The sequence below is a fragment of the Pseudarthrobacter sp. fls2-241-R2A-168 genome (assembly GCF_030209335.1).
GTDB lineage: Bacteria > Actinomycetota > Actinomycetes > Actinomycetales > Micrococcaceae > Arthrobacter.
In genome coordinates this window covers 80118-100360 of record NZ_JARVSG010000026.1, presented here as the reverse complement: position 1 = coordinate 100360, position 20243 = coordinate 80118, and the positions used below count along the sequence as shown (strand labels likewise).

General features: G+C 60.8%; 18 protein-coding genes, 1 other RNA gene and 1 pseudogene. 3 read left to right on the top strand and 17 right to left on the bottom strand.

Annotated elements, in window-relative coordinates:
- Positions 1–32 precede the first annotated feature (32 nt).
- Positions 33–401: a hypothetical protein gene (locus QRN11_RS14960; RefSeq protein ID WP_142064599.1), complete on the top strand. Its 369-nt coding sequence runs from the start codon at positions 33–35 to the stop codon at positions 399–401.
- Between the two features lie 6 nt (positions 402–407).
- Here the strand turns inward: QRN11_RS14960 and QRN11_RS14955 are convergent, their stop codons facing one another.
- From QRN11_RS14955 to QRN11_RS14890, 14 genes are all read right to left on the bottom strand, one after another.
- Positions 408–1391: a S1C family serine protease gene (locus tag QRN11_RS14955; protein WP_285313381.1), complete on the bottom strand. Its 984-nt coding sequence runs from the start codon at positions 1389–1391 to the stop codon at positions 408–410.
- A 228-nt stretch (positions 1392–1619) separates the two neighbouring features.
- Positions 1620–1988, bottom strand: a transfer-messenger RNA (tmRNA) gene (ssrA, locus tag QRN11_RS14950).
- Positions 1989–2065: 77 nt separating this feature from the next.
- On the bottom strand, positions 2066–2539 hold the full coding sequence (gene smpB, locus QRN11_RS14945) for an SsrA-binding protein SmpB (RefSeq protein ID WP_050054575.1): 474 nt from the start codon (positions 2537–2539) through the stop codon (positions 2066–2068).
- An 85-nt stretch (positions 2540–2624) separates the two neighbouring features.
- Entirely contained in the window at positions 2625–4052 is a 1428-nt protein-coding gene (locus QRN11_RS14940) for a M23 family metallopeptidase (RefSeq protein ID WP_170850655.1), read from the bottom strand.
- Between the two features lie 26 nt (positions 4053–4078).
- Positions 4079–4993 (bottom strand): permease-like cell division protein FtsX, encoded by a 915-nt coding sequence (ftsX, locus tag QRN11_RS14935; RefSeq protein WP_091415621.1) that lies wholly within the window; start codon positions 4991–4993, stop codon positions 4079–4081.
- Positions 4990–5769 carry a cell division ATP-binding protein FtsE gene (gene ftsE, locus QRN11_RS14930; protein ID WP_091415619.1) on the bottom strand — a complete coding sequence of 260 codons (780 nt, stop codon included), beginning with the start codon at positions 5767–5769 and terminating at the stop codon, positions 4990–4992. The genes ftsX and ftsE overlap by 4 nt, the downstream gene beginning before the upstream one ends.
- Positions 5770–5930: 161 nt before the next feature.
- Positions 5931–7046: a peptide chain release factor 2 gene (prfB, locus tag QRN11_RS14925; RefSeq protein WP_091415617.1), complete on the bottom strand. Its 1116-nt coding sequence runs from the start codon at positions 7044–7046 to the stop codon at positions 5931–5933.
- 104 nt (positions 7047–7150) lie between these two features.
- Positions 7151–7564 carry a pilus assembly protein TadG-related protein gene (locus QRN11_RS14920; RefSeq protein ID WP_285313412.1) on the bottom strand — a complete coding sequence of 138 codons (414 nt, stop codon included), beginning with the start codon at positions 7562–7564 and terminating at the stop codon, positions 7151–7153.
- Positions 7565–7593: 29 nt separating this feature from the next.
- Entirely contained in the window at positions 7594–7986 is a 393-nt protein-coding gene (locus QRN11_RS14915) for a hypothetical protein (protein WP_350223996.1), read from the bottom strand.
- A gap of 100 nt (positions 7987–8086) precedes the next feature.
- Positions 8087–8509: a TadE/TadG family type IV pilus assembly protein gene (locus QRN11_RS14910; RefSeq protein ID WP_350223997.1), complete on the bottom strand. Its 423-nt coding sequence runs from the start codon at positions 8507–8509 to the stop codon at positions 8087–8089.
- Between the two features lie 42 nt (positions 8510–8551).
- The gene (locus QRN11_RS22645; protein ID WP_502935040.1) at positions 8552–8848 is read right to left on the bottom strand and encodes a hypothetical protein; all 297 of its coding nucleotides are present in this window, start codon (positions 8846–8848) and stop codon (positions 8552–8554) included.
- Positions 8849–8916: 68 nt separating this feature from the next.
- Positions 8917–9855: a type II secretion system F family protein gene (locus QRN11_RS14900; protein ID WP_285313379.1), complete on the bottom strand. Its 939-nt coding sequence runs from the start codon at positions 9853–9855 to the stop codon at positions 8917–8919.
- Complete coding sequence (locus QRN11_RS14895) at positions 9855–10712, bottom strand: type II secretion system F family protein (RefSeq protein ID WP_370455904.1); 858 nt, start codon at positions 10710–10712, stop codon at positions 9855–9857. Before QRN11_RS14895 ends, QRN11_RS14900 begins: the two co-directional genes overlap by 1 nt.
- On the bottom strand, positions 10709–11932 hold the full coding sequence (locus QRN11_RS14890; protein ID WP_285313378.1) for a TadA family conjugal transfer-associated ATPase: 1224 nt from the start codon (positions 11930–11932) through the stop codon (positions 10709–10711). The genes QRN11_RS14895 and QRN11_RS14890 overlap by 4 nt, the downstream gene beginning before the upstream one ends.
- Before the next feature lie 339 nt (positions 11933–12271).
- On the opposite strand from QRN11_RS14890, the gene QRN11_RS14885 reads away from it, so the two are divergent.
- Complete coding sequence (locus QRN11_RS14885) at positions 12272–13000, top strand: LGFP repeat-containing protein (RefSeq protein WP_350223995.1); 729 nt, start codon at positions 12272–12274, stop codon at positions 12998–13000.
- A 485-nt stretch (positions 13001–13485) separates the two neighbouring features.
- A pseudogene (locus tag QRN11_RS14880) lies at positions 13486–15372 on the top strand (GH25 family lysozyme); the annotation flags it as partial.
- Between the two features lie 385 nt (positions 15373–15757).
- Here QRN11_RS14880 and QRN11_RS14875 read toward each other — a convergent pair.
- The 3 genes from QRN11_RS14875 to rfbB form a co-directional block, all read right to left on the bottom strand.
- Positions 15758–17233 (bottom strand): LGFP repeat-containing protein, encoded by a 1476-nt coding sequence (locus QRN11_RS14875; protein WP_285313377.1) that lies wholly within the window; start codon positions 17231–17233, stop codon positions 15758–15760.
- 574 nt (positions 17234–17807) lie between these two features.
- The gene (locus QRN11_RS14870) at positions 17808–19238 is read right to left on the bottom strand and encodes a sugar nucleotide-binding protein (RefSeq protein ID WP_285313376.1); all 1431 of its coding nucleotides are present in this window, start codon (positions 19236–19238) and stop codon (positions 17808–17810) included.
- 3 nt (positions 19239–19241) lie between these two features.
- Positions 19242–20240 (bottom strand): dTDP-glucose 4,6-dehydratase, encoded by a 999-nt coding sequence (gene rfbB, locus QRN11_RS14865; protein ID WP_285313375.1) that lies wholly within the window; start codon positions 20238–20240, stop codon positions 19242–19244.
- Positions 20241–20243: the final 3 nt, after the last annotated feature.

The following is a 20243-nucleotide window of genomic DNA, read 5'->3' as shown; positions in this document are numbered from 1 at the left end:
CGATTTGGCGGGCTCCCGTATCGTGGATGGTGATGATTAGCAGACGTGACGCGGCCATTGCCCTGGATGTACCGATGGAAATGGCGCAACGCCATGGCCTTCCCAAGTGGATGACCGAGGCGGAACTCGGGAAGATCCTGGACAATCCGCCGCCGTGGCTGGTCCAGTCCCGCGCCAACCGAACCGGGAAGCGGCCTGTCTGGGTTCACCTGGAGTGCGCTGTCTGCGGTTACGAGGAAGCGGCACGGCCCAAGAAGTGGTGGCCGGAGTTTACCTACGTGGTGTGCGCGCACCACGATCCGGCGGATGTTCCACCCCTGCGGCAGGGTTACGTCCGCAGCGAGTTCGACGGCGTGGGCACACGTTTCGTGGGCATCGCGGACGTGGCGGGCCAGGACTAAGCCCGGCTACTTTCCGTTGCTGGTCATCTCTTCGGGCACTGCGGTGAGATGGACTTCCTTGCCATCCCGCAGCACTGCGAGCTGGAGTGGTTCGCCAATCGCGTCGGCGAAGAGCAGACGCTGCAGGCTTTCGGCGTCACTGACCGGGCGTCCACCGGCCGCAAGGAGGATGTCCCCGGCGGTCAGGCCTGCTTTGTCTGCCGGGGAACCGGGCAGCACCTCCACCACCCTCAGCGCATCGCGCTGTCCGGTCCTGATCACTGCACTGGGGGTGAGCCGGGTAGGTGTGCTGACCAGGCCCAGGTAGGCCCGCCGTACGCGCCCGTCTGCCAGCAATGCCGCGATGATCCGCCGGGTGGTGGCGTTGATGGGGATGGCCAGGCCCAGTCCCGCGCCGGCCACCGCAGTGTTGATGCCTACGATCCGGCTGTGGGTATCAGCCAGCGCTCCCCCGGAGTTCCCCGGATTGAGTGCAGCGTCCGTCTGGATGACGTCCTCAATCACACGCCGGTTGCCGCCCGCCCATACCGGGATGGCACGGCCAAGGCCGCTCACCACGCCCGCCGTCACTGAACCGGCCAAGCCGAGCGGGTTGCCGACAGCGACCACCAGTTGCCCAACGCGCAAGGATTCAGCAGCTCCAAATTGGGCGGGCGGAATCCGCGGTGCCCTGCCGTGGACCACGGCGAGATCGGACAGGGGGTCTGCGCCTACGAGTTCCAGGTCCATCCGGCTGCCGTCGGCGAAAACTGCGTGCCCGGTGTTTGTGCCCGCCACCACGTGGGAATTGGTCAGGAGGTAGCCGTCCTCGGTAAAAAGCACCGCGGATCCCGCGCCCACCCGGACGCGGCCGTTACGGCGGGCCGCTGACATTTCCAAGGCAGCTACGTGCGGTGTGACCGTGGCGGCCACGCGCATAACTGTCTGCGAATACGAGTCCAGGGCGTCGACGTCGGACGCCTGTGACGCTGGCTCGCTCCCCTGGTTCATGGGGCACCTCCTGGTAGGCGGATCCCGGCGGCATTGCTTGTCCGGGTCCTACCGGTGACAACGATCGGTGGCGGTTGCATAGTCCCCGGTGCGCTACGCCGTCGGTGAACGGGGTGTCCTGGGCCCACTGGCCAGGCTGCCCAGTCCCCGGGCAAAGAAAAACACCCCGGTCCGAGGACCGGGGTGTTTTCTCGATGAACCCCTCCCCTAGGGAGGGATTCATCGCAAATGTGGAGATGGGGGGAATTGAACCCCCGTCCGATGTCGTGTTGTCAGGGCTTCTCCGGGCGCAGTTTGCGTCGGATTTTCTCGGCCCCAGCCATGCCGCAAACAGCTGGCTGATCCGGGCCCAGTCATCTAAGAGTCCCGTTCACCCCGATGACGGAGGTGGACAGCAGTGGCTATCTAAATGACGCCAGGATCCGGGGCGATAGCAACCTCGGGCTGACGGACTGTCTTACTGCTTAGGCAGCAAGAGCGAAGTCAGTGCGCTTAGAATTGGCACTTATTGGTTTGCAGACAGCGTTTACGAGATAATTCTGCATCCTCGGCCCGCTTCACCTGTCGCGACTAACATCGTCGAAACCGATCATCCCCATATTTTGTTACCAAACCGGTGGGCAAGCCCGCCGGACTACCTACTATAACTCATCCTTCAGGGAATTCATTCCAGCCTAGCGCCGGCGGTTGCGCTCCCGCATTTCGCGCTGCGCTTCGCGGTTGTCCTGCTGTTCGCGGAGGGTCTGCCGCTTGTCGTACTCGCGTTTGCCGCGGGCCACGCCGATTTCGACCTTGGCCCGGCCATCAACGAAGTACAACTGCAGGGGAACGATCGTGTAGCCCGATTCGCGCACTTTGTGCGAGATCTTGATAAGTTCCTCGCGGTGCAGCAGCAGCTTCCGGCGGCGCCGTGCCGCGTGGTTGGTCCAGCTGCCCTGGTTGTACTCCGGGATGTGAATGGCTTCCATCCACAGCTCGTCGTTGTAGAAGGTGCAAAATCCGTCCACCATGGAGGCATGGCCCTCGCGCAGGGACTTTACTTCGGTTCCCATCAGCGCGATTCCAGCCTCGTAGGTGTCCAGCACATGGTAGTCGTGCCGGGCCTTGCGGTTGGTGGCCACCACTTTACGGCCACTTTCTTTAGGCAAGGGAAAGCTCCTCAGTTCAAGAATCGGATGTCCTCCAGGCCAGCCGGCGCGGAGTCATACCAGTGTACGGCAGGCTTATGACCCCCTACAGCAGTCCCATCGGGTCCACGGCATTGCCGTTCAGCCAGGTTTCAAAGTGAGCGTGGCAGCCGGTGGAATTGCCGGTGTTGCCGGAGTAGGCAATCAGCTGTCCCTGCGATACCCGCTGGCCGTTCGAGACCACGATGCTGGAGTTGTGGTAGTAGATCGTGTTCAGGGTGTTGCCTTCAACCAGGCCATGGGAGATCTTCACCCGCCAGCCGCCGCCGTCGGCTGAGTTCCAGCCTGAGCTGAAGACCTCGCCCGCTGCCGCCGCATACACCGGCGTGCCGCACGCTGCGCCGAAGTCGATGCCGGTGTGCAGGTAGCCGCCCTGGCCGTAGAAGTCGATGGTTCCGGGGGGCGTTGCACGCCAGCCGAAGCCGGACGTGATGGGGACGCTGCCGTCAAATGGATGCCGGAGGCCAAAGGCCGACGGCGAACCTACCGGCGGCACGAACGGCTGGACGGGGGGCGGCGGCTGGTTCCTCGCTGCCGCGGCCGCGGCCGCTGCTGCTGCGGCTTCCGCCGCGAGCCGGCGTTGCTCGGCTTCCCAGGCCTCGCGCAGTTTCCGGTCGCGCTCCTCGATTTCGGCTGCGACGGCATTCTGGCTGGCCTGGACACTGGCGAGCTGGGACTGGATGCCGGGCTTGGCAGCCTGCAGTTCAGCGTCAAGGCGGGTGGTGTCCGCGATCAGCCGGTCCACCTCGTCCTTCCTGGCAGCTGCCTCGTCCCGGGCTGCTTTCTCCCGCTCAAGGGCGGCGTCAGCCTTGGCCTTCAAGTCCTTGATTTCCGCTTCGACTGCCTGGAGGCGTGCTTCGGAGTTGACGTTGGTGGCGTTCTGCTGGGACAGCTTGTCCATGGCGGCGTTCTGGCTGCGCATGGCCTGGTCCGCAAGATCCATGGTTTCGGTCAGGCTTCCGCCGTTGTTCGAGCCGAAGAACAAGGACAGGTTGGACGGCACTCCCCCGGACTTGTAGGCCTGGGTGGCGATCTGGCCGATCAGCTTCTTGGTATCGGCAATCTTTTGTTTGTCCGTTTCGAGCTGCTGCGTGATTTTGGCCTTGTTCTGCTGGGCCATATCCACACGCGCGGAGAGCGCTTCCACTTCCTTGACTGCCCCGGCAACGCGGCCCTGCGCCTCAAGGAGTGCCTGCTGCGCGCCGGGCAGCTGGCCCTGGTAGATGACCAGGTCCGATGCTGCCTTGGCGATGCGTGAATCAACGAATTCCAGTGACTGCTGAACCCTGGCGGCCTCGGCTTCAAGCGCCTTCTGCTTGTCTTCAAGCTCGTCGGCGAAAGCTGCCGGGGTGGAGGAAGCGAGCCCTGCGGCGAGGACAACAGCGAGCACGGCGCTCATCACGCCGGCGCGTCGGGGCGCCTTGCGCCGGGTTGCCTGCGGGCGCCGCGGGGACGTTGGATCCGTTACGTTCATGGGCATTCCTTGTTCGGTTTGCATACCTAGACCCGAAGGTATCGGCGCAAGGTCAAGAGAGACGAAATTCCCGCCAAGGATCCGCCAAGGATTATCAGTGCCGGTGCCAGGATGAGCGTCTGGCCCGAGGAGATGAAGGCCGTATCCGGGTATTGCTGGGACATGTACTCGCCGAGGAAGAAGTGCGCGACGGCCCACAATGTGGCGGAAGCAAGGGCAGCCCCAATGACTGCCGCAATGACGCCTTCGAGGATGAACGGCAGCTGGATTACTGTCTTTGATGCGCCCACCAGGCGCATGATGCCCGTTTCCCGCCGCCGGCTGAAGGCGGAGAGCCGGATGGTGGTGGCGATCAGCAGGATGGCGCAGACGATCATCACACCGGCGATGCTGACGGCCACCAGTGAGGCTCCGTTCATGACGGAGAACAGCCGTTCGAGCAGCTGCCGCTGGTCAATGACGGTCTCCACGCCCGGCTGGGACGCGAAGGTCTCGCTGATGATCTGGTATTTCTCCGGGTCCTTCATGTTGATCCTGAAAGATGCCGGCAGCTGGTCCGGAGTCACCGAGTCCACGATGGGTGAGTTCGAGAACTGGTCCTTGAAGTGCTTGTAGGCCTCGTCTTTGGACTCGTACTGGAAGTCGTTGATGTACTGGGCCACCGCAGGGGATTCCAGGAGGGAGTTCAGGCTCTGTTGCTGCTCTGCGGTAACGGGCCCGCCGGCGCAACCGGCCGCCGTCGAGCCCTCACTGCACAGGAAGATGGCCACCTGGACTTTGTCGTACCAGTAGCCCTTCATCTGGTTGATCTGCATCTGGAGCATGCCCGCAGCTCCCACGAAGGTGAGCGAGACGAAAGTGACCAGGATGACAGAGACAACCATGGAGAGGTTGCGGCGGAGGCCGCTGCCGATCTCGCTAAGGATGAATGCAAGCCTCATCGCTGTCCCTCGCCTTCGCCCGGCTGTCCGGCGTCGGGGGTCTCCCGGCCGCTTGCGTCCTTGAGCCGGCGTGACTGGCCGACGACGGGAATCATGGAGGTGTACAGTGCCTTGGCCTCGTCGCGGATGACCACGCCGTTCTTGAGCTCCACCACGCGTTTGCGCATTTCGTTGACGATGTCGTCGTCGTGCGTGGCCATCACCACGGTGGTTCCGTTTTGGTTGATCTTGTCCAGAATGCCCATGATGCCCATGGACGTTGTGGGGTCGAGGTTTCCGGTGGGCTCGTCCGCGAGGAGGATCCCCGGCCGGTTGACCACTGCACGGGCTATGGCCACGCGCTGCTGCTCGCCGCCGGAGAGTTCGTGGGGCATGCGGTGCTCTTTGCCCTCCAGGCCAACGGTCTTCAGGACCTCGGGAACGGTGTCACGGATAACGCTGCGGCTCTTGCCGATGACCTGCATGGCGAAGGCCACGTTGGCGAAGACGTTCTTCTGCGGCAGGAGGCGGAAGTCCTGGAAGACGACGCCGATCCCCCGGCGGAGCCGCGGGACGCGCCAGCTGGAGATCTTGGCGACGTTCTGGCCGGCGACGTAGACGGCGCCGGAGGTTGCGCGGTCTTCCTTCAGCACGAGCCGGAGGAAGGTGGATTTGCCGGAGCCTGACGCGCCGACGAGGAAGGCGAATTCGCCGCGGTCAATCTCAAGGTTGACAGAGTCCAGCGCAGGCCGGGCTTTCTGGTCGTAGACCTTGGTGACATTTTCGAATCGGATCATGGCCCTAAGTACCCTGCAGGGCATGGCTGATTCTGATGCAGCCCAGTTCTGCAGCCGGTGCGCGGGTTTTCGTTTGGGGAAAGTTGGGCCCCGGCCCCTCGACTATACGCAGGGCAACCTGTGAATCAGGCTGGTTTCAAGGGGCGTGTCGCTTGAGGCTGCTACTTCTCAGCGTTGCGGTTGTCCGTGCGCCAGCGGATACCGGCGTCGATGAAGTCATCGATTTCGCCATCGAAGACGGCACTGGTGTTGCCCACCTCGTGCTCGGTCCGCAGGTCCTTGACCATCTGGTACGGGTTGAGGACATAAGAGCGCATCTGGTCGCCCCAGGACGCTTTGACGTCTCCGGCCAGCGCTTTCTTTTCGGCGTCTTCCTGCTCTTTCTTGAGGAGCAGGAGCCGGGACTGGAGCACGCGCATAGCGGCGGCACGGTTCTGCAGCTGCGATTTCTCGTTCTGCATGGACACCACGGTGCCGGTGGGAATGTGGGTCAGGCGGACGGCGGAGTCCGTGGTGTTGACGGACTGGCCGCCGGGCCCGGAGGAGCGGAACACGTCCACGCGGATTTCATTGTCCGGGATTTCGATCGAGTCGGTCTGCTCAATGAGCGGGATGACTTCGACGGCCGCGAAGGACGTCTGGCGGCGGCCCTGATTGTCGAAGGGGCTGATCCTGACCAGCCTGTGGGTTCCGGCTTCAACACTGAGAGTTCCAAAGGCGTACGGGGCTTTGACCTCGAAGGTAGCCGACTTCAGTCCGGCTTCCTCGGCATAGGACGTGTCCATGACGGTGGTGGGGTAACCGTGGCGTTCCGCCCAGCGGAGGTACATGCGCATCAGCATCTCGGCGAAATCAGCTGCGTCCACGCCGCCGGCTCCGGCCCGGATGGAAACTACGGCCTCGCGCTCGTCGTACTCACCCGACAGCAGGGTAACAACTTCCAGTTCCTTCAGGGCCTTCTTGATCGACTCAAGTTCGGCTGCCGCATCCGCCATGGAATCGGCGTCGTCCTCGTCCTGTCCAAGCTCCACCAGTACTTCGAGGTCATCGATTCTGGAAACGAGCCTGTTGAGACGCTCCAGTTCAGTCTGCCGGTGTGACAGGCGGGAGGTGATTTTTTGTGCCGCTGCCGGATCGTCCCAGAGATCCGGTTCGCCTGCCCGCTCGCTCAGTTCGGCGATGTCTTCCTTCAGTGCCTCTACGTCGGAAACTCGCTCAATGGATTCGTAGGTGGCGCGAAGGGCGCGGATTTCAGCGGAAAAATCAATATTGGCCATGGTTGTTTAAGCCTACGCTATCCGGGAAGGGCCTGATCCTGGCTGTTGTCCCCTCGGCCTGCAGCACATAGTTCGCACTTTCCGAGCCCTGACCATCAGGGCCGTCAACGGGTGAGCCGGGAGCGTGCGGTGGAGGTCGCCTCGATGGTTATCCCGGCGGGCATCAGGAAGTTCACCACGGGCGGGTGCACTGCGGCCGTGAGCACCACGACGGCGGTGGATCCATCAGGTGTGCCGGTCGTCCCCGCGACGGCGAGCCCGTCAAAGCGCTGCGAGGCGGGGCTCCTCGACACAAAGTCGGCTGCCACGTTCCTGACCCTGGCTGAGCTAAGAACCGCCGACGGACTGCCGCCCTGCGTTGCCACTTCGCCCAGCGTGTAGCTGTCCGCCGCCGCGACGGAGGCGCCGTCGGCCAGGGACAGCAGACGCTTATGTTCGAGGTACACCGAGGAGATTCCGATGACCACGGTAGTCACCAGCAAGGCCAGCACAACGTAGCCAAGGATCATCACCATCATCTGGCCGTCTTCGTTCGTTGGATGTTTTCTCACCGGTACCTGCCCACGAGTTGAGTGGACGACGCCTCCACTTCGCTGGCGTTGAGCCGGAAGTCATCGTTGAAAGGCAGGAACGGGAGCGGCACTGTCAGGTTCACAGTCACCGTGACAGTGCTTCCGGCAGCCTGGCAGTCTGCCGGAGTACACGTTGTTGCCACCCGGGCCCCTTCAGGCGGATGTCCAAAATCGGCCAGCGCTATCGCAACAGCCTGTTCGGCGGCAGCCTGCGCGGTGGCAGCATCAGGCTGGGCTATGTAGACCTTGGCCGCCTGGTCTGCCGCACCGACCACGGCAAAGGAACCGCCCTGGATCTGGCTCATGGTGATGATGAAGTACACCAACGGAACCATCAGCAGGAGCGCGAGAAAGGTGAACTCAACCACGGCGCTCCCCCGTTCGTGCTGGTGGGCGCCCGACTGCCAGCTTCCCGGACTCTGGCATAGGCTTTCCCGCAGCCGGGCGCGGAAGCGAAGCCGGGTGGATTCACGGCTGCATCGCGGCATGGCCCTTCACCTCCAGCATGTCGCGGGGTCCGATAAGTCCGATCACCGGCATCGGCGCGCGGACCGTCACCTCGAGGGTCCGCAGGCCCTGATAGGTGACCTCACTGGTGCTGACTTGTTCCGCAAACCCTGCGTTTAGGGCGGCCTGGATCAGGCTGCGGGTACGTTCCTCGGCATCACCGGCACCACGGTCAGCGAGCGTTCCATAACGGGCCCCCGATGCCGCAGCGTCGATCAACGTATTCCTTACATGCAGGACCAGGGTCAACTGGATAATCGCGAGGAAAAACAAGGTGAGCAGGCTGCCGACGAGGACAAAGTCGACCACGGCCGAGCCCCGCTCGCCGGGCTCGGCTTCCGGCTTGACCCTGCCCTGCGCAAAGCTTTTTCGTCTGCTGTCCAGTGCGTAGCCGGTGGCCCCGCCGCGGGCAGGCGGCGACACAGCCTAGCTTCCGACCTTGTCCATCGCCTGATTGAACATGGCTTCCAGCGCCGGACCTGCGAGCGCCAGCAGCGCGGCAACCAATACTGCCGACATCAACGTGATCATGACCCAGCCAGGAACGTCGCCCCGCTCGGGATTATCGACGTGTTTGGTCCTTCTCAGGGGGCCGCCTACTGGCAGCCGGTCTTGGCTTGTTCCGACCTGCAGTCTCCTACGCTTTCCGGCGCTCACGCGCGGAAGCAGCGCTGCCGTAAGTGACAGGAACAGCACCATGCAGCGAATCCCCATTTTCTCCATCATTTCCGTCCTAATTCCTGCTTGATATTTCGACTGTTGGTTTTTTCTTGATGGATTTTGTCTTGCCGTCAAAATCCGAGGTTGATCGCCGCGATGCCGGGAAAGACCGCAAAGACCACGGTCAAGGGCAACACCCCAAAGACAAGCGGCACCATCATGGCAATCTCTTTCTTTCCCGCGGCCTCCATCAGGTCGCGCTTGGCCGTATCCCGGACGTCCTGTGCCTGCGCACGGAGCACGTCGGCCAAGGGAGTACCCCGCTCGACAGCCACGACGATCCCGTCGACGAACCGGACCAGCGGCGCGAGGTCTGTTCGCGATGAGAATTCCTGGAGAGCCTGGACCAAGGGTTTACCTGCCCTGGTTTCGGCAAGAACCTTCGAGAACTCCTTCGTGAGTTCACCCCTGGCGCTGCGGCAGACGCGGTCCAAAGCGCCAGTGGCGCTCTCCCCTGCGCTGACGGCCAACGCCATAAGTTCAGCAAGGCTTGGGAATTCTGCCATCATCCTCGACTCCCTGCGCTTTATTTGGACGCCCAGCCAGTAGTCGCGAAACATGAAGCCGCCGACGGCACATCCCAGCACGGCCACCGCGGCCAGCAATGGATTAAATCTTCCGGAAGCCGCACCAAGGACAATCAGGGCGATTGAGGCAGCGAACCCGGTCGCTGCCCATAACAGCTGCTCGGCCCGGAAATCCACCGGTGACTTGTTGATTCCGGCCTGGGCCAGTCTTCGAACCGTAGCCCTGGACACCGGGTTTAGCCTGCCAAGTGCGGAAAGTCCGTCGCGCAGCAGCGGGCGAAGAATCCGTTCCAGGGGACCAAAAGGGGTGACGTTCTGGTCCGCGCTGCGGAGCAGCCTTGACTCAAGATTTTGCGATTTCAGCTGCGGCTCGATGCGCTGCGACAGCGTAAGAGCACGCATCCAGGGAGAACGGAAAAGGATGAGCCACACGCCTAACGCCATCACCACTCCGCAGACAACAGCGGGAGGCGAAATATCCATCACCTGAGCACCCTCTCATCCTGCGGCAGCGCACCGATCCGAAGCATGATGGAGTAGCAAACCAGGGAGACGACCAGCCCGCCAAGCAGGACGGCGGCGCCCACTGGAGTGTTGTAGGCCTGCACTGCCTCCGGTCTTGTTGCCAACAGCATCATGACAATCCAAGGCGCTGCAACGGCGAGTCTTGCCGCGTTGATGGTCCAGGACTGCCGTGCTTCCAACTCGCTCCGCGTTCGCGCATTTTCCCGCAGAAACTCTGCCAAAGTCCCGAGGAGCTTGCCAAGGTCCGAGCCACCAACTTCCCGTGTCAGGCGGAGGGCTTCGACGATCCGGTCTGCTACCGGATCAGCGAGCCGGTGCTTGAGTTGGTTGAGTGACGCTTCGAATTGGCCGCCCGCCCGGTAGTCGGCTCCGAAGTCACGGAAAACGTGCCGCAGCTCTTCGGGTCCTTTGTCACCCAGCTGGATCAAGGCTTCCGGAAGCGGCAACCCGGCCCGGATGGCGGAACGCAGGTGGTCCACGACATCAGGCCACAGGGTGCGCAGCAATGCGCTCCTCCGCTTTGCCTTCCAGCGAAGGACGGTGACGGGCAGCCAGGCGCCGAAGAGGCCGAAGCAGAAGGAGATCGGCCACGAACGGGTAACAGCGAAAAAGATCAGGGCGACGAAAAATCCCAGGCCCGCACACGAGCCAAGGAGGCCAGTGGGCGACACTTTCTCGATGCCGGCCCCGGCGAGGAGGTCCGCGAGGCGGCTCGCTTTTTCTTTAGGAACTGCCGGTTTCGGCGACTCCCAGAAGGACCACCAGATCAGGAAAAGCCCTGTTCCGGCCGTAACTCCAAGAAGGGCCGACATCATCGCGCGTCCAGCAGCGCGGCGACGTCATAACCTGCCTTAGAGAACTTCTCCTGCGCGGGCATCGAGCTGGCGCGTGGCTGCAGCGCGCCTTCGATGACGGTGAACACTGGAGATGATTCGATAATCCCGTTCTCCACACGCCGGCCCAGGGAAAGGATTTCGGTAACTTCCCGGCGTCCGTCCGCCCGGCGGCTGCAATGGACCACCAGGTCAATGCAGGACGCGACTGTCGGGAGCACGAAGGCAGAAGATATGTTCTCGCCTGCCAGAAGTGGAAGTGTACAAATTTTCGTGACGGCGTCATGGGCTGAGTTCGCGTGGACAGTGCACATTCCCGGCAATCCTGAATTCAAGGCTATGAGCATGTCGAGGCTTTCGGCTTCCCGGACTTCTCCTACAACCAGCCGGTCAGGACGCATTCGGAGAGCTTCCTTGACGAGCCGGCGCAGTGGAATTTCGCCTTCGCCTTCAAGGTTGGGCTGGCGGCACTGCAAACCGACAACGTCCCGCAAGGGGAACTGGAGTTCAAAGATCTCTTCCACCGTGATGACACGTTCCCGGCTCCCGATGCTCGCTGCGAGGCAGTTCAGCATCGTGGTTTTCCCGGCCTGCGTTGCTCCCGAGACGAGGATGTTCAGGCCGCTGGAAACTGCGGCGCCGAGGAAACGGGCCGCTTGGGGTGTCAGGGTGCCAAGCTCCACCAGGTGCTCGAGCCTGCTTGCCTTGACGACGAACTTCCTGATGTTGACCGCCCAGTGCCTGCGGGTAACGTCCGGGATGACCACGTGGAGCCTGGATCCGTCAGGAAGTGCTGCATCAACAAAGGGTGACGACATATCCAGTCGTCGCCCGGAGCTCTTGAGCATGCGCTCCACCAGGTCCCGCACCTGTTGCTCCGTCAGGCTGAGCGAGGTTAGCTCCGATTCGCCGTTCCTGGCGACATAGATCTCATTGGGGGCGTTGATCCAGACTTCCTCGATCGTCGGATCGTCCAGCAGCGGCTGCAGGACGCCGAATCCGGCGACCGCGTCAAAGAGGAACTTCCGCGCCGCCTCCAAGGGACCAATGGGAGGCAGCGGGCCCATCAGAGCACGTTCGTCGTAATCCGTTACTGCTGCCTCAACCAGGCGGCGAACTTCTCCGGCCTGGTGCAGGGGATCAAGCCCCCGGCGTCGGATCAGCTCGCGGACTTCGTCCTCGACAATTGCCAGCGCGTCCATGTGTTCCCCAATACAACTGCCGCCCCCGGCGGAGGCAGTGCAACTGGGTAAAGCCTAAGGAGCCCAAACCCCGGCAACAAGTCATATTGAGCAGTGTGTGGATAAAACTGCCGAGGCTGTAAGAGGGCCAGTGCGCCAACTACTACATCGAAACCTCAGGACCGACAGAAGCATGTGTAAAGCATCGGGCAAGTCGTCACTTACTAAAAAAGTCTTGCCGACGGCCCAGGCTCGACAAGATCAAGTATCGATGAGTTCACATTGCGGCTCCGCATACCCGATAATAAGCTCGGCGTCGAGTCACGTCGCCAATTGGCTTGCGATCCTCTTGGGGGAATAATGACTAAATTTCGTGCGAGGCTGACAGCATTGGCAGTTGCTGGATCTATTGCGCTTACTGGCGGCCTGGCCTCCGCAACCTTCGCTGCGAGCCGATATCCCACAGGCGGGGCAATCGGGGCCAAATACGCATCTATGGGCGGCCCCTCTTCCCAATTGGGGGAAGCCACCTGGTATGAGCAAACCGTATCCGGTGGAGCAGAGCAGGAATTTCAGTATGGCCACATATTCTGGTCACCTGTGGGCGGAGCACATCCACTTTGGGGAGCCATCGATAACAAGTGGTACAACGGCCACGAGTCCGGCTACCCCATCCGCGACGAAGAATCTCTCGGCGGCGGCGCAATTGCCCAGCACTTCACAAATGGCACTATGTACTACACACCCCAGATCGGCCTGCACTACATCGGTGCCGGCATCCGGGACGCGTGGTGGAACAGGGGCGGACAGACCGGAGCAGCAGGCTACCCAGTTTCGGACGAAAGCTATTGGTACGCCGGAGGCGCTTACCAAACATTCCAAGGTGGCACTTTTTACTTCACCCCCCAGTACGGGACTAAGCTGCTGCAGGGCGCCATTCGATGGGAGTACCAGCGCGGCGGCGAATACTTCTACATGGGACGCCCCGTAACCGATGAGTATTCAGTGAACGCATCAACGCGTGCTCAGCGCTTTGAAGACGGCATCATCTACTGGTCCAACGGAAGAATCTGGACCGAACGGTACTAGACCGCAAAAACAGTTTGACAGCATGGATCGGCCGCGTATCAGCGGCCGACCATAGCTTTCCAAGGACCACACGAAGGCTCCCCGCACGCAGAAGGCTCGAAAGGCCTGTCAAGCGAAAATTGGCCAGAGAACAACTGGATATCTCCTAGTCACGAGGTTCGCAAAGGCCCGAGGACGTCTTGATCCATGATCTGGGGCACCATAGAAGCCATAGTCTCCCTCTGGATTAGCCCGCTTACGTCCATTGCTACTAACGGGCAACAGAGACGCAGGGATCCTGCAAGACTGAGCTGCGGCCATGCCACGCGAGGACTGCTCAAATCACATCAGCAACATCTGAACCACTAGTTGCAGCTGTAACTACAGTGTTATGGTGGGCGCGTTAATTGTCGAAATACCACCTGCTGGCTGCTTTCCTGGGGGAAAACATCTAGCAGCAACCGAATGAGCGCTCGGCGGAGCGCCACATTGTCTCCGGAGCAAAAATGAAGCGGAACCTGTCTCAGTCCCGTCGCCCCGCATGGATGTCGTTGGGGATAGCGCTCCTGGCTGCCACTTTGGCAGCGGGTCCAGGACTGGCGGGCGTTGCGAGCGCTGCCGAACCCTCCCCCACGCCAACCGCGTCCGCTGGCACAAGTACCGGCTCCGCTAGTGCTTCGCCTGCTCCGGCCCCATCGAAGGCGAACCCAACCCCCGAAGTAACAACACCCGTGGCGACACAATCTGCCCGACCCAGTGCAGAAGCTGTGCAGTCGATGGCGGAAGCAGTTGGAAACGGCGGCGCCGAGATGGGACAGCGCTCCGCTCGCGTGACTGCATCAACTCCCTCTAATTCGGCTAAGCGGCTAAGCGCCGAATCGTTGTCGACCGAGGGCACGTGGACGCCGACTTTTGGGGTGCAGGGTCTGGACGTTAGTGGACATCAGCCCAGCGTGGACTGGCAGCAGCAGTGGAACATGGGCGCGCGCTTCGCCTATGTCAAGGCAACGGAAGGAAACTACTACACCAACCCTTCGTACAGCTCGCAATACCAGGGCTCGAGGAATGTAGGCATGATTCGGGGCGCCTACCACTTCGCTATTCCTAACTGGTCATCGGGTGCGGACCAGGCGCGCTACTTTGTCCAGAACGGCGGGGGATGGTCTGCGGATGGCTACACTATGCCGCCCGTGTTGGACTTCGAGTTCAATCCCTACGAGGGCCGAACGATTAACGGCTTCTATTTCGGCAATACCTGCTACAACATGTCGCCGTCGCAGCTTCAGTCCTGGATCAGGGATTTTGGCAACACAATGCAGAGTCTGACCGGCCGCCTGCCGGTAATCTACACCAACACGAGCTGGTGGAACCAATGCCTTGCCAATCCTTCAGGCTTCGGTGATTACCCGCTTTGGATCGCGGCCTACCCGGGCTCCGCAACTAACAACGCCGGCCCCGTTCCCACGGCGAGCTGGAGCAACTACAGCATGTGGCAGTACAGCAGCACGGGGCCTTTCGCCGGTGACTCGAATGTATGGAACGGAGACTACGCTTCGCTTCAACGCTTTGCGCGGTCCGGAGAGAATATCGAAGCCGCCTTCAATCAGGAATACCAGGCCTCCAAATCCTGGATTGGAAATCCCTGGGGTCCGATAGCTTGTGGATTGGTGAACAATGGCTGCTACCAGATCTTCCAAGGCGGTTCGATTCAGTGGTCTCCGGGCACCGGCGCCCACGCGATACGGGATGGAGCAATTCGCGGCACTTATCAGCGGTCTGGATCTGAGAACGGCCCTTTGGGTTACCCAGTTTTGGGACCAGAGATTTGCGGACTGAAAGCAGGCGGTTGCTACCAGATGTTTCAGGGAGGCGCCATCATCTGGACCGGCACTGGTATCCAGATCAGCCCTGCGGGTCCGATCCGCGACCGCTACGCTGCAATGGGCTTCGAAAATGGGGTTTTGGGCTACCCTACGTCGGGCCAAGTCTGCGGATATTCAGCTTCAGGATGTGTTCAGACATTCCAAGGAGGTGACATATATTGGTCGTCCTCCTCCGGAGCCTACGCCGTAGCTGCAGGTGCAATCCGTGCAAGCTTCCAGCGGCTTGGTTCCGAGAATGGCCAGACCGGTTATCCAGTCAGCAACGAAGTCTGCGGCTTGAAAAACGGCGGTTGCTACCAGTTTTTCCAGGGCGGATCAATGATCTGGTCATCCGCGACTGGAGCCCACTTCAGCCCCTTCGGATCAATCCGATATGTGTGGGCGACCCAAAACTTCGAAAACGGTTGGCTCGGATATCCCTATACTGACGAGTATTGCAACTCTTCAAGCGAATGTCGGCAGGACTTCCAAGGAGGGTCGCTGATCTGGACTCCGACCACCGGAGTAAACGTCTACCGTCGCTAGCAGGGCCGAGGCGAGGCGGCGTGCGGAGGCATACCAGAGAAATTAACCTCGAGCGCGACTTATAGTTTTTCCGGCAATTGGCTGTCGGCGGCTGCCGCTATCAAGGCCGTTAAGTGAGCTCAGTCCGCGACAGCCTCACCCTAGCTTAGGCTGGATGGTCCTCGAGGCTGCGTGATGCCCTTCCATCTCGTAGATGGACCCATCTCAGCGATGGATTCTCGTCTTGACCCGCAACTAGGCTCAGGCGCTGACAGATCGGCTGAAAATGCCCCGCCACCTTTTCTGGTAACGGGACATTCCTTGGCTTCTCGGTTACATAGGCAGTGCCTGGGAGCCGCCGAAATGCTGGCAGGAAACCTGGATGCAGGCCTTAGTTCGCGTACGCCACACTCAAACTTCCGAGGCGCCAAGTAATGCGGCCGCCTTCGTAATCCTGTGCGTATCCGCCGCCACTGACTGGGTACTCATTGCTGGTCGGGTAGCCGAGGCGCCCACCCTCGGACCCTTGGGCCACCCAGGCTGACCTGATGCCGCCGATAACAACACGGGCACCGGCTGCGGGAGACCAGATAACTTCCCCGCCTTGGAACTGTTGCTTTGCACCACCACGCACGAGGCCGCCAATCTCGTCAGATGTCGGATATCCAAGTTGGCTGTCCGATCCGCCGGCATTGATCCACGTGGCGCCGATTCCACCCTTGATAAAACGCGAGCCGCTTGCAGGAGACCACACGATTTGGCCATACTGGAACTTCTGCGCGACGCCGCCGTTGGCTGTGGTGTATTCGTCAGTTGTGGGGTAGCCGAGTCCACTGAGCGGGCCGCCGACGCTATCCCAAGTGACACCAATCCCGCCCTTGGTTATCCTGGACCCCGTGACGGGGTTCCAAGAGATTTTCCCAAACTGGAAGTTCTGTATGACACCGCCCGCCATAGGTGAGTACTCGTCAGAAGTAGGGTAGCCCAGGTCACTGTTCTGCGAACCGATGCTGTTCCAAACCGTGTTGATTCCACCAGTAACAGCGAACGCCGAGGAACCGGGGAGGTAGGCAATGATTCCACGCTCAAACGTCTGGTATCCCCCGCCAAACCGCTGACCTGTGACTTCGTTTGCTATAGGGCTGCCAACCAGCGCGGCTACAGCCGCGTGCTTGGCCGCGATGGAACCCTGGACAACAATGGACGGTTGCCCCGTGTCAATCTTGCCCTGGATGCTGAACAGGTCCGTGCGCAAAGGACTTATGCCTGGTCCTTCCACCTGGAAGAAATTGTTCCCAGTCGGGCTGCCGATCACCGCGTGCTCAACCCCGGGGTCGCCAACGTAGCCGTCCGGTGCTCCTGAGGTCCAACGCAGAAAGGGGCCGATTGTACCGGTTGCTGCCCGCGCAAATGCTGGTTCGCTGCAAGGGGTGTCAAAGCAGCCTTGGTCCTGCGTGTAGTTGATGCTACCGGCGGAGTCAGCCGGCAGGATGATAGTCCCGTACGGGTGCGTGATGGTGTAACTCGCGTTAGCAGTCAGGCCGTCGATGCGGATCCGTATCCGGCTGAATGCCACTTGGTCGCCCGCAGCAGGTACCCCGTTGGCAAAGGCAGCCTCCTGAGCCATCCCGAGCAGTGCGCTGATGTTTCCCGACTCGATTGACGCGTCTCCTGCCCACCAGAATGCTTCATCAGGGAAGTTGTCAGGGAAAGACATCGGTTTTGATGGGTCGGGTCGAAAGTCGGTCGCCAGGCAAAGCGGCCCGTCGAGGCACAACTCGAGCTGCAGCGGACCCAGCCCCGCTGCAGCGTTCCCACCATCGGAAAACCAGGCCGGATAGCCATGGTTCGGGTCGATTGGCCCCATCTGGTTGAGTGCAGCTCCGGCGGGAACTGAAATGGTGGCGGCCAGTATCGCCCCCGCCGCCAGCCCGGCAGCCGTTCTACCCAATGAGCGTCGCGGAGCTGCACCATCAGGGCAGCGACCTAACTTAGTCTGGTACATCTGAAACCATCTCCTAATCCATGATCGGGAGCGCTTCCACCCGCGGCTTCCCGTGCGCCCACTATGCGCGGACGAACTTGGGAAAACCCTTGGTTTAGTAGGTGAGGAAGTCTGTTCTTCCAGCGAAAGGACTTAATGGTCCTGGCCAATTCCCAGGTTCTGGCCGTGACGGCCCGGGAAAAATGGCAGCCCCGCCAGCTTTCTTCAATCAGGGATCAACGGGCACTGCCCAGCAGCATCATCGCATTTCTAGTCACGGGAATATGCTGCAACCGCTGATGCGTCGGGCCGGAACGCCCCAGCGATGATCGGTTGCTGGTGAAGCAAGTCTTCGGAAGAAGTTTCCCCGCGCCGCCATCCCACAATCAGGAGGTTTGAATCGGCGAATATCGGTCCAATGCGTAGCGCTTCACGCGTAACGTTGACCGCAGGACAACTACCGCTCCCCTAGGTGTCGAAGCTCGTGGATGTACTCTTTCAGGGCTTCTTTCGAATCCCTCGTCGTGAAGCCCTCCGAAGCGATTTTGCTGAGGTCAAGAGTGCTGTTGAGGGGTCTCGGGGCAGCCCTCTTATCTTTGAAGTACTCAGCTGTGCTCACTCCCCTCACTGCCTGCCCGCCAACGCCTACCAACTCAAAAACCTCTGCCGCGATATCGGCCCAGGACTGGGACGCGCCGTTATTGGTCAGGTTGTAGGTCCCATAAGCAGCCTCGGTTTCAAGCAGATGCCTAATCCCCGCGGCTATATCAGTGGTGAAACTTAACCGACCCGTCTGATCATTGACAACGGCCGGTTTCACGCCCCGCAAGGCCAGATTCGCCATGGTCCGGACAAAGTTGTTGCCGTCGCCAATTACCCAACTGGTCCGCAGTATGTAATGCCTCGGCACGACACTGACGATAGCGTCTCCGGCGGCCTTCGTCTGGCCGTATACGCCTAGTGGCGTAAAGGGTTCGCTTTCGTCGTGGATATCACGACCGCCGTCAAACACATAGTCAGAGGAGACATGCACGAGGGTAAGGTCATGTTCGACGGCGGTCCTCGCCAAGCGCGATACCGCGCTCACGTTGATGGCCCAGGCCGCCGCACGGCCTTCCGCGCTTTCCGCAGTGTCCACCGCTGTGTAGGCGGCTGCGTTGATGATGGTGGAGTAGCCCTTCCAGTTCTTGTTCCGGAAGGCAGTCTCGGTGCCGAGGTCAAATTCTCCGCGACCAGCAAATTCGACTGATTCGTAACCGGCGTAGAGTGCCCTGAGTGCCTTGCCGAGCTGGCCGTCGGCGCCTACTACCAGGATCTTCTTTACGGGCATGGGGACCACGTCCACCAGCCGTGGGTGGGCTTTGTCCTTGTCGGACAGTTCCGCTTGCTCCAAAGAGATAGGCCATTGAATGGCCGCGGTCTCATCCGCCAGATTCAGGAACGTGTACTGACCCTGCGCTTCAGCAGACCAGTGGTCGTTGACCAGGTAAATGTAGGCAGTGTTGTCCTCAAGGGTTTGGAACGCATTGCCCACTCCACGGGGGATGAAGATTGCCTGGCTGGCGTCCATTTCCGCAGTGAAAACGGTGCCAAAGGATGGACCTTCACGGAGGTCAACCCATGCGCCGAAAATGCGACCGGTGGCAACGGAGATGAACTTATCCCATGGTTCGGCGTGAATCCCGCGGGTGGTGCCGGCCTTCTCGTTGAAGGAGATGTTGTTTTGCACGGGTCGAAAGTCCGGCAGGCCCAAAGACACCATCTTCTCCCGTTGCCAGTTCTCCTTGAACCAACCGCGGTTGTCACCGTGTACCGGAAGATCATAGAGAACAACTCCTGGAATTGGAGTCTCACGAGCGGTCAGTTTCTTCGAGAACTCGATCGGCATCGTTTACTGGCCCTGTTCCTTGTACTTTGCTTCCGTAACCGCTTTTTGCGGCCTCCACCAGTCTTCGTTGTCCCGGTACCATGCGATCGTGTCTTCGATGCCAGCATCGAAGTTGGAGAACTGCGGTTCCCAACCGATTTCACTACGCAGCCTTGTGGAATCGATGGCGTACCGCAGGTCGTGGCCTGGCCGGTCCACTACATGATCGTATGCATCCGGTGACTGGCCCATGTGCTTCAGAATGAGCTCCACGACTTCCTTGTTGTTTTTCTCGCCGTCAGCGCCAATCAGGTACGTCTCGCCGATGATGCCCTTATCGATGATTGCCAGTACGGCTGATGAGTGGTCATTGGCGTGAATCCAGTCCCGCACGTTCTCCCCCTTGCCGTAAAGCTTGGGGCGTATGCCGTCTAACACGTTGGTGATCTGACGCGGAATGAACTTTTCCACGTGCTGATAGGGCCCGTAGTTGTTGGAACAATTGCTGATGGTAGCCTGCAGCCCAAAGGACCGTACCCACGCCCGAACCAGCAAGTCGGACCCGGCCTTTGTGGAAGAGTACGGGCTGGACGGGTTGTACGGCGTCTGCTCGGTAAACCGCACGGGATCATCGAGTTCAAGGTCGCCGTACACTTCGTCTGTCGAGATGTGGTGGTAACGCTTGGCGTGCTTCCGTGCGGCTTCAATGAGCACGTAGGTGCCAATGATGTTGGTGTCGAGGAATGGCCGCGGATCGTGCAGGGAGTTGTCGTTGTGCGATTCGGCGGCGTAGTGGACCACTACGTCGGCGTCGGCAACCAGACCGTCCACAAGGACGCCGTCGGCAATATCGCCTCGAACAAAATTAAGGCGGTCCTTCGGAAGGTTTTTGAGGGACTCCAGATTGCCTGCGTAGGTGAGCTTGTCCAGTACAGTAACCGTATGGTCGGTCTCCTGCAGCACGTAGTGGACAAAGTTTGAGCCAATGAACCCGGCACCGCCGGTTACGAGGAGTCGCGACATAAT

Bases quoted from the DNA above. Each gene is read 5' to 3' on its own strand.
- QRN11_RS14875 (WP_285313377.1), bottom strand. From the start codon at position 17,233: ATGGGGCCAATCGACCCGAACCATGGCTATCCGGCCTGGTTTTCCGAT.
- QRN11_RS14900 (WP_285313379.1), bottom strand. From the start codon at position 9,855: ATGGATATTTCGCCTCCCGCTGTTGTCTGCGGAGTGGTGATGGCGTTA.
- QRN11_RS14920 (WP_285313412.1), bottom strand. From the start codon at position 7,564: ATGATGGTGATGATCCTTGGCTACGTTGTGCTGGCCTTGCTGGTGACT.
- QRN11_RS14870 (WP_285313376.1), bottom strand. From the start codon at position 19,238: ATGCCGATCGAGTTCTCGAAGAAACTGACCGCTCGTGAGACTCCAATT.
- rfbB (WP_285313375.1), bottom strand. From the start codon at position 20,240: ATGTCGCGACTCCTCGTAACCGGCGGTGCCGGGTTCATTGGCTCAAAC.
- QRN11_RS14960 (WP_142064599.1), top strand. From the start codon at position 33: ATGATTAGCAGACGTGACGCGGCCATTGCCCTGGATGTACCGATGGAA.
- ftsE (WP_091415619.1), bottom strand. From the start codon at position 5,769: ATGATCCGATTCGAAAATGTCACCAAGGTCTACGACCAGAAAGCCCGG.
- QRN11_RS14955 (WP_285313381.1), bottom strand. From the start codon at position 1,391: ATGAACCAGGGGAGCGAGCCAGCGTCACAGGCGTCCGACGTCGACGCC.
- QRN11_RS14890 (WP_285313378.1), bottom strand. From the start codon at position 11,932: ATGGACGCGCTGGCAATTGTCGAGGACGAAGTCCGCGAGCTGATCCGA.
- QRN11_RS14885 (WP_350223995.1), top strand. From the start codon at position 12,272: ATGACTAAATTTCGTGCGAGGCTGACAGCATTGGCAGTTGCTGGATCT.
- QRN11_RS22645 (WP_502935040.1), bottom strand. From the start codon at position 8,848: ATGGAGAAAATGGGGATTCGCTGCATGGTGCTGTTCCTGTCACTTACG.
- QRN11_RS14895 (WP_370455904.1), bottom strand. From the start codon at position 10,712: ATGATGTCGGCCCTTCTTGGAGTTACGGCCGGAACAGGGCTTTTCCTG.
- ftsX (WP_091415621.1), bottom strand. From the start codon at position 4,993: ATGAGGCTTGCATTCATCCTTAGCGAGATCGGCAGCGGCCTCCGCCGC.
- prfB (WP_091415617.1), bottom strand. From the start codon at position 7,046: ATGGCCAATATTGATTTTTCCGCTGAAATCCGCGCCCTTCGCGCCACC.
- QRN11_RS14940 (WP_170850655.1), bottom strand. From the start codon at position 4,052: ATGAACGTAACGGATCCAACGTCCCCGCGGCGCCCGCAGGCAACCCGG.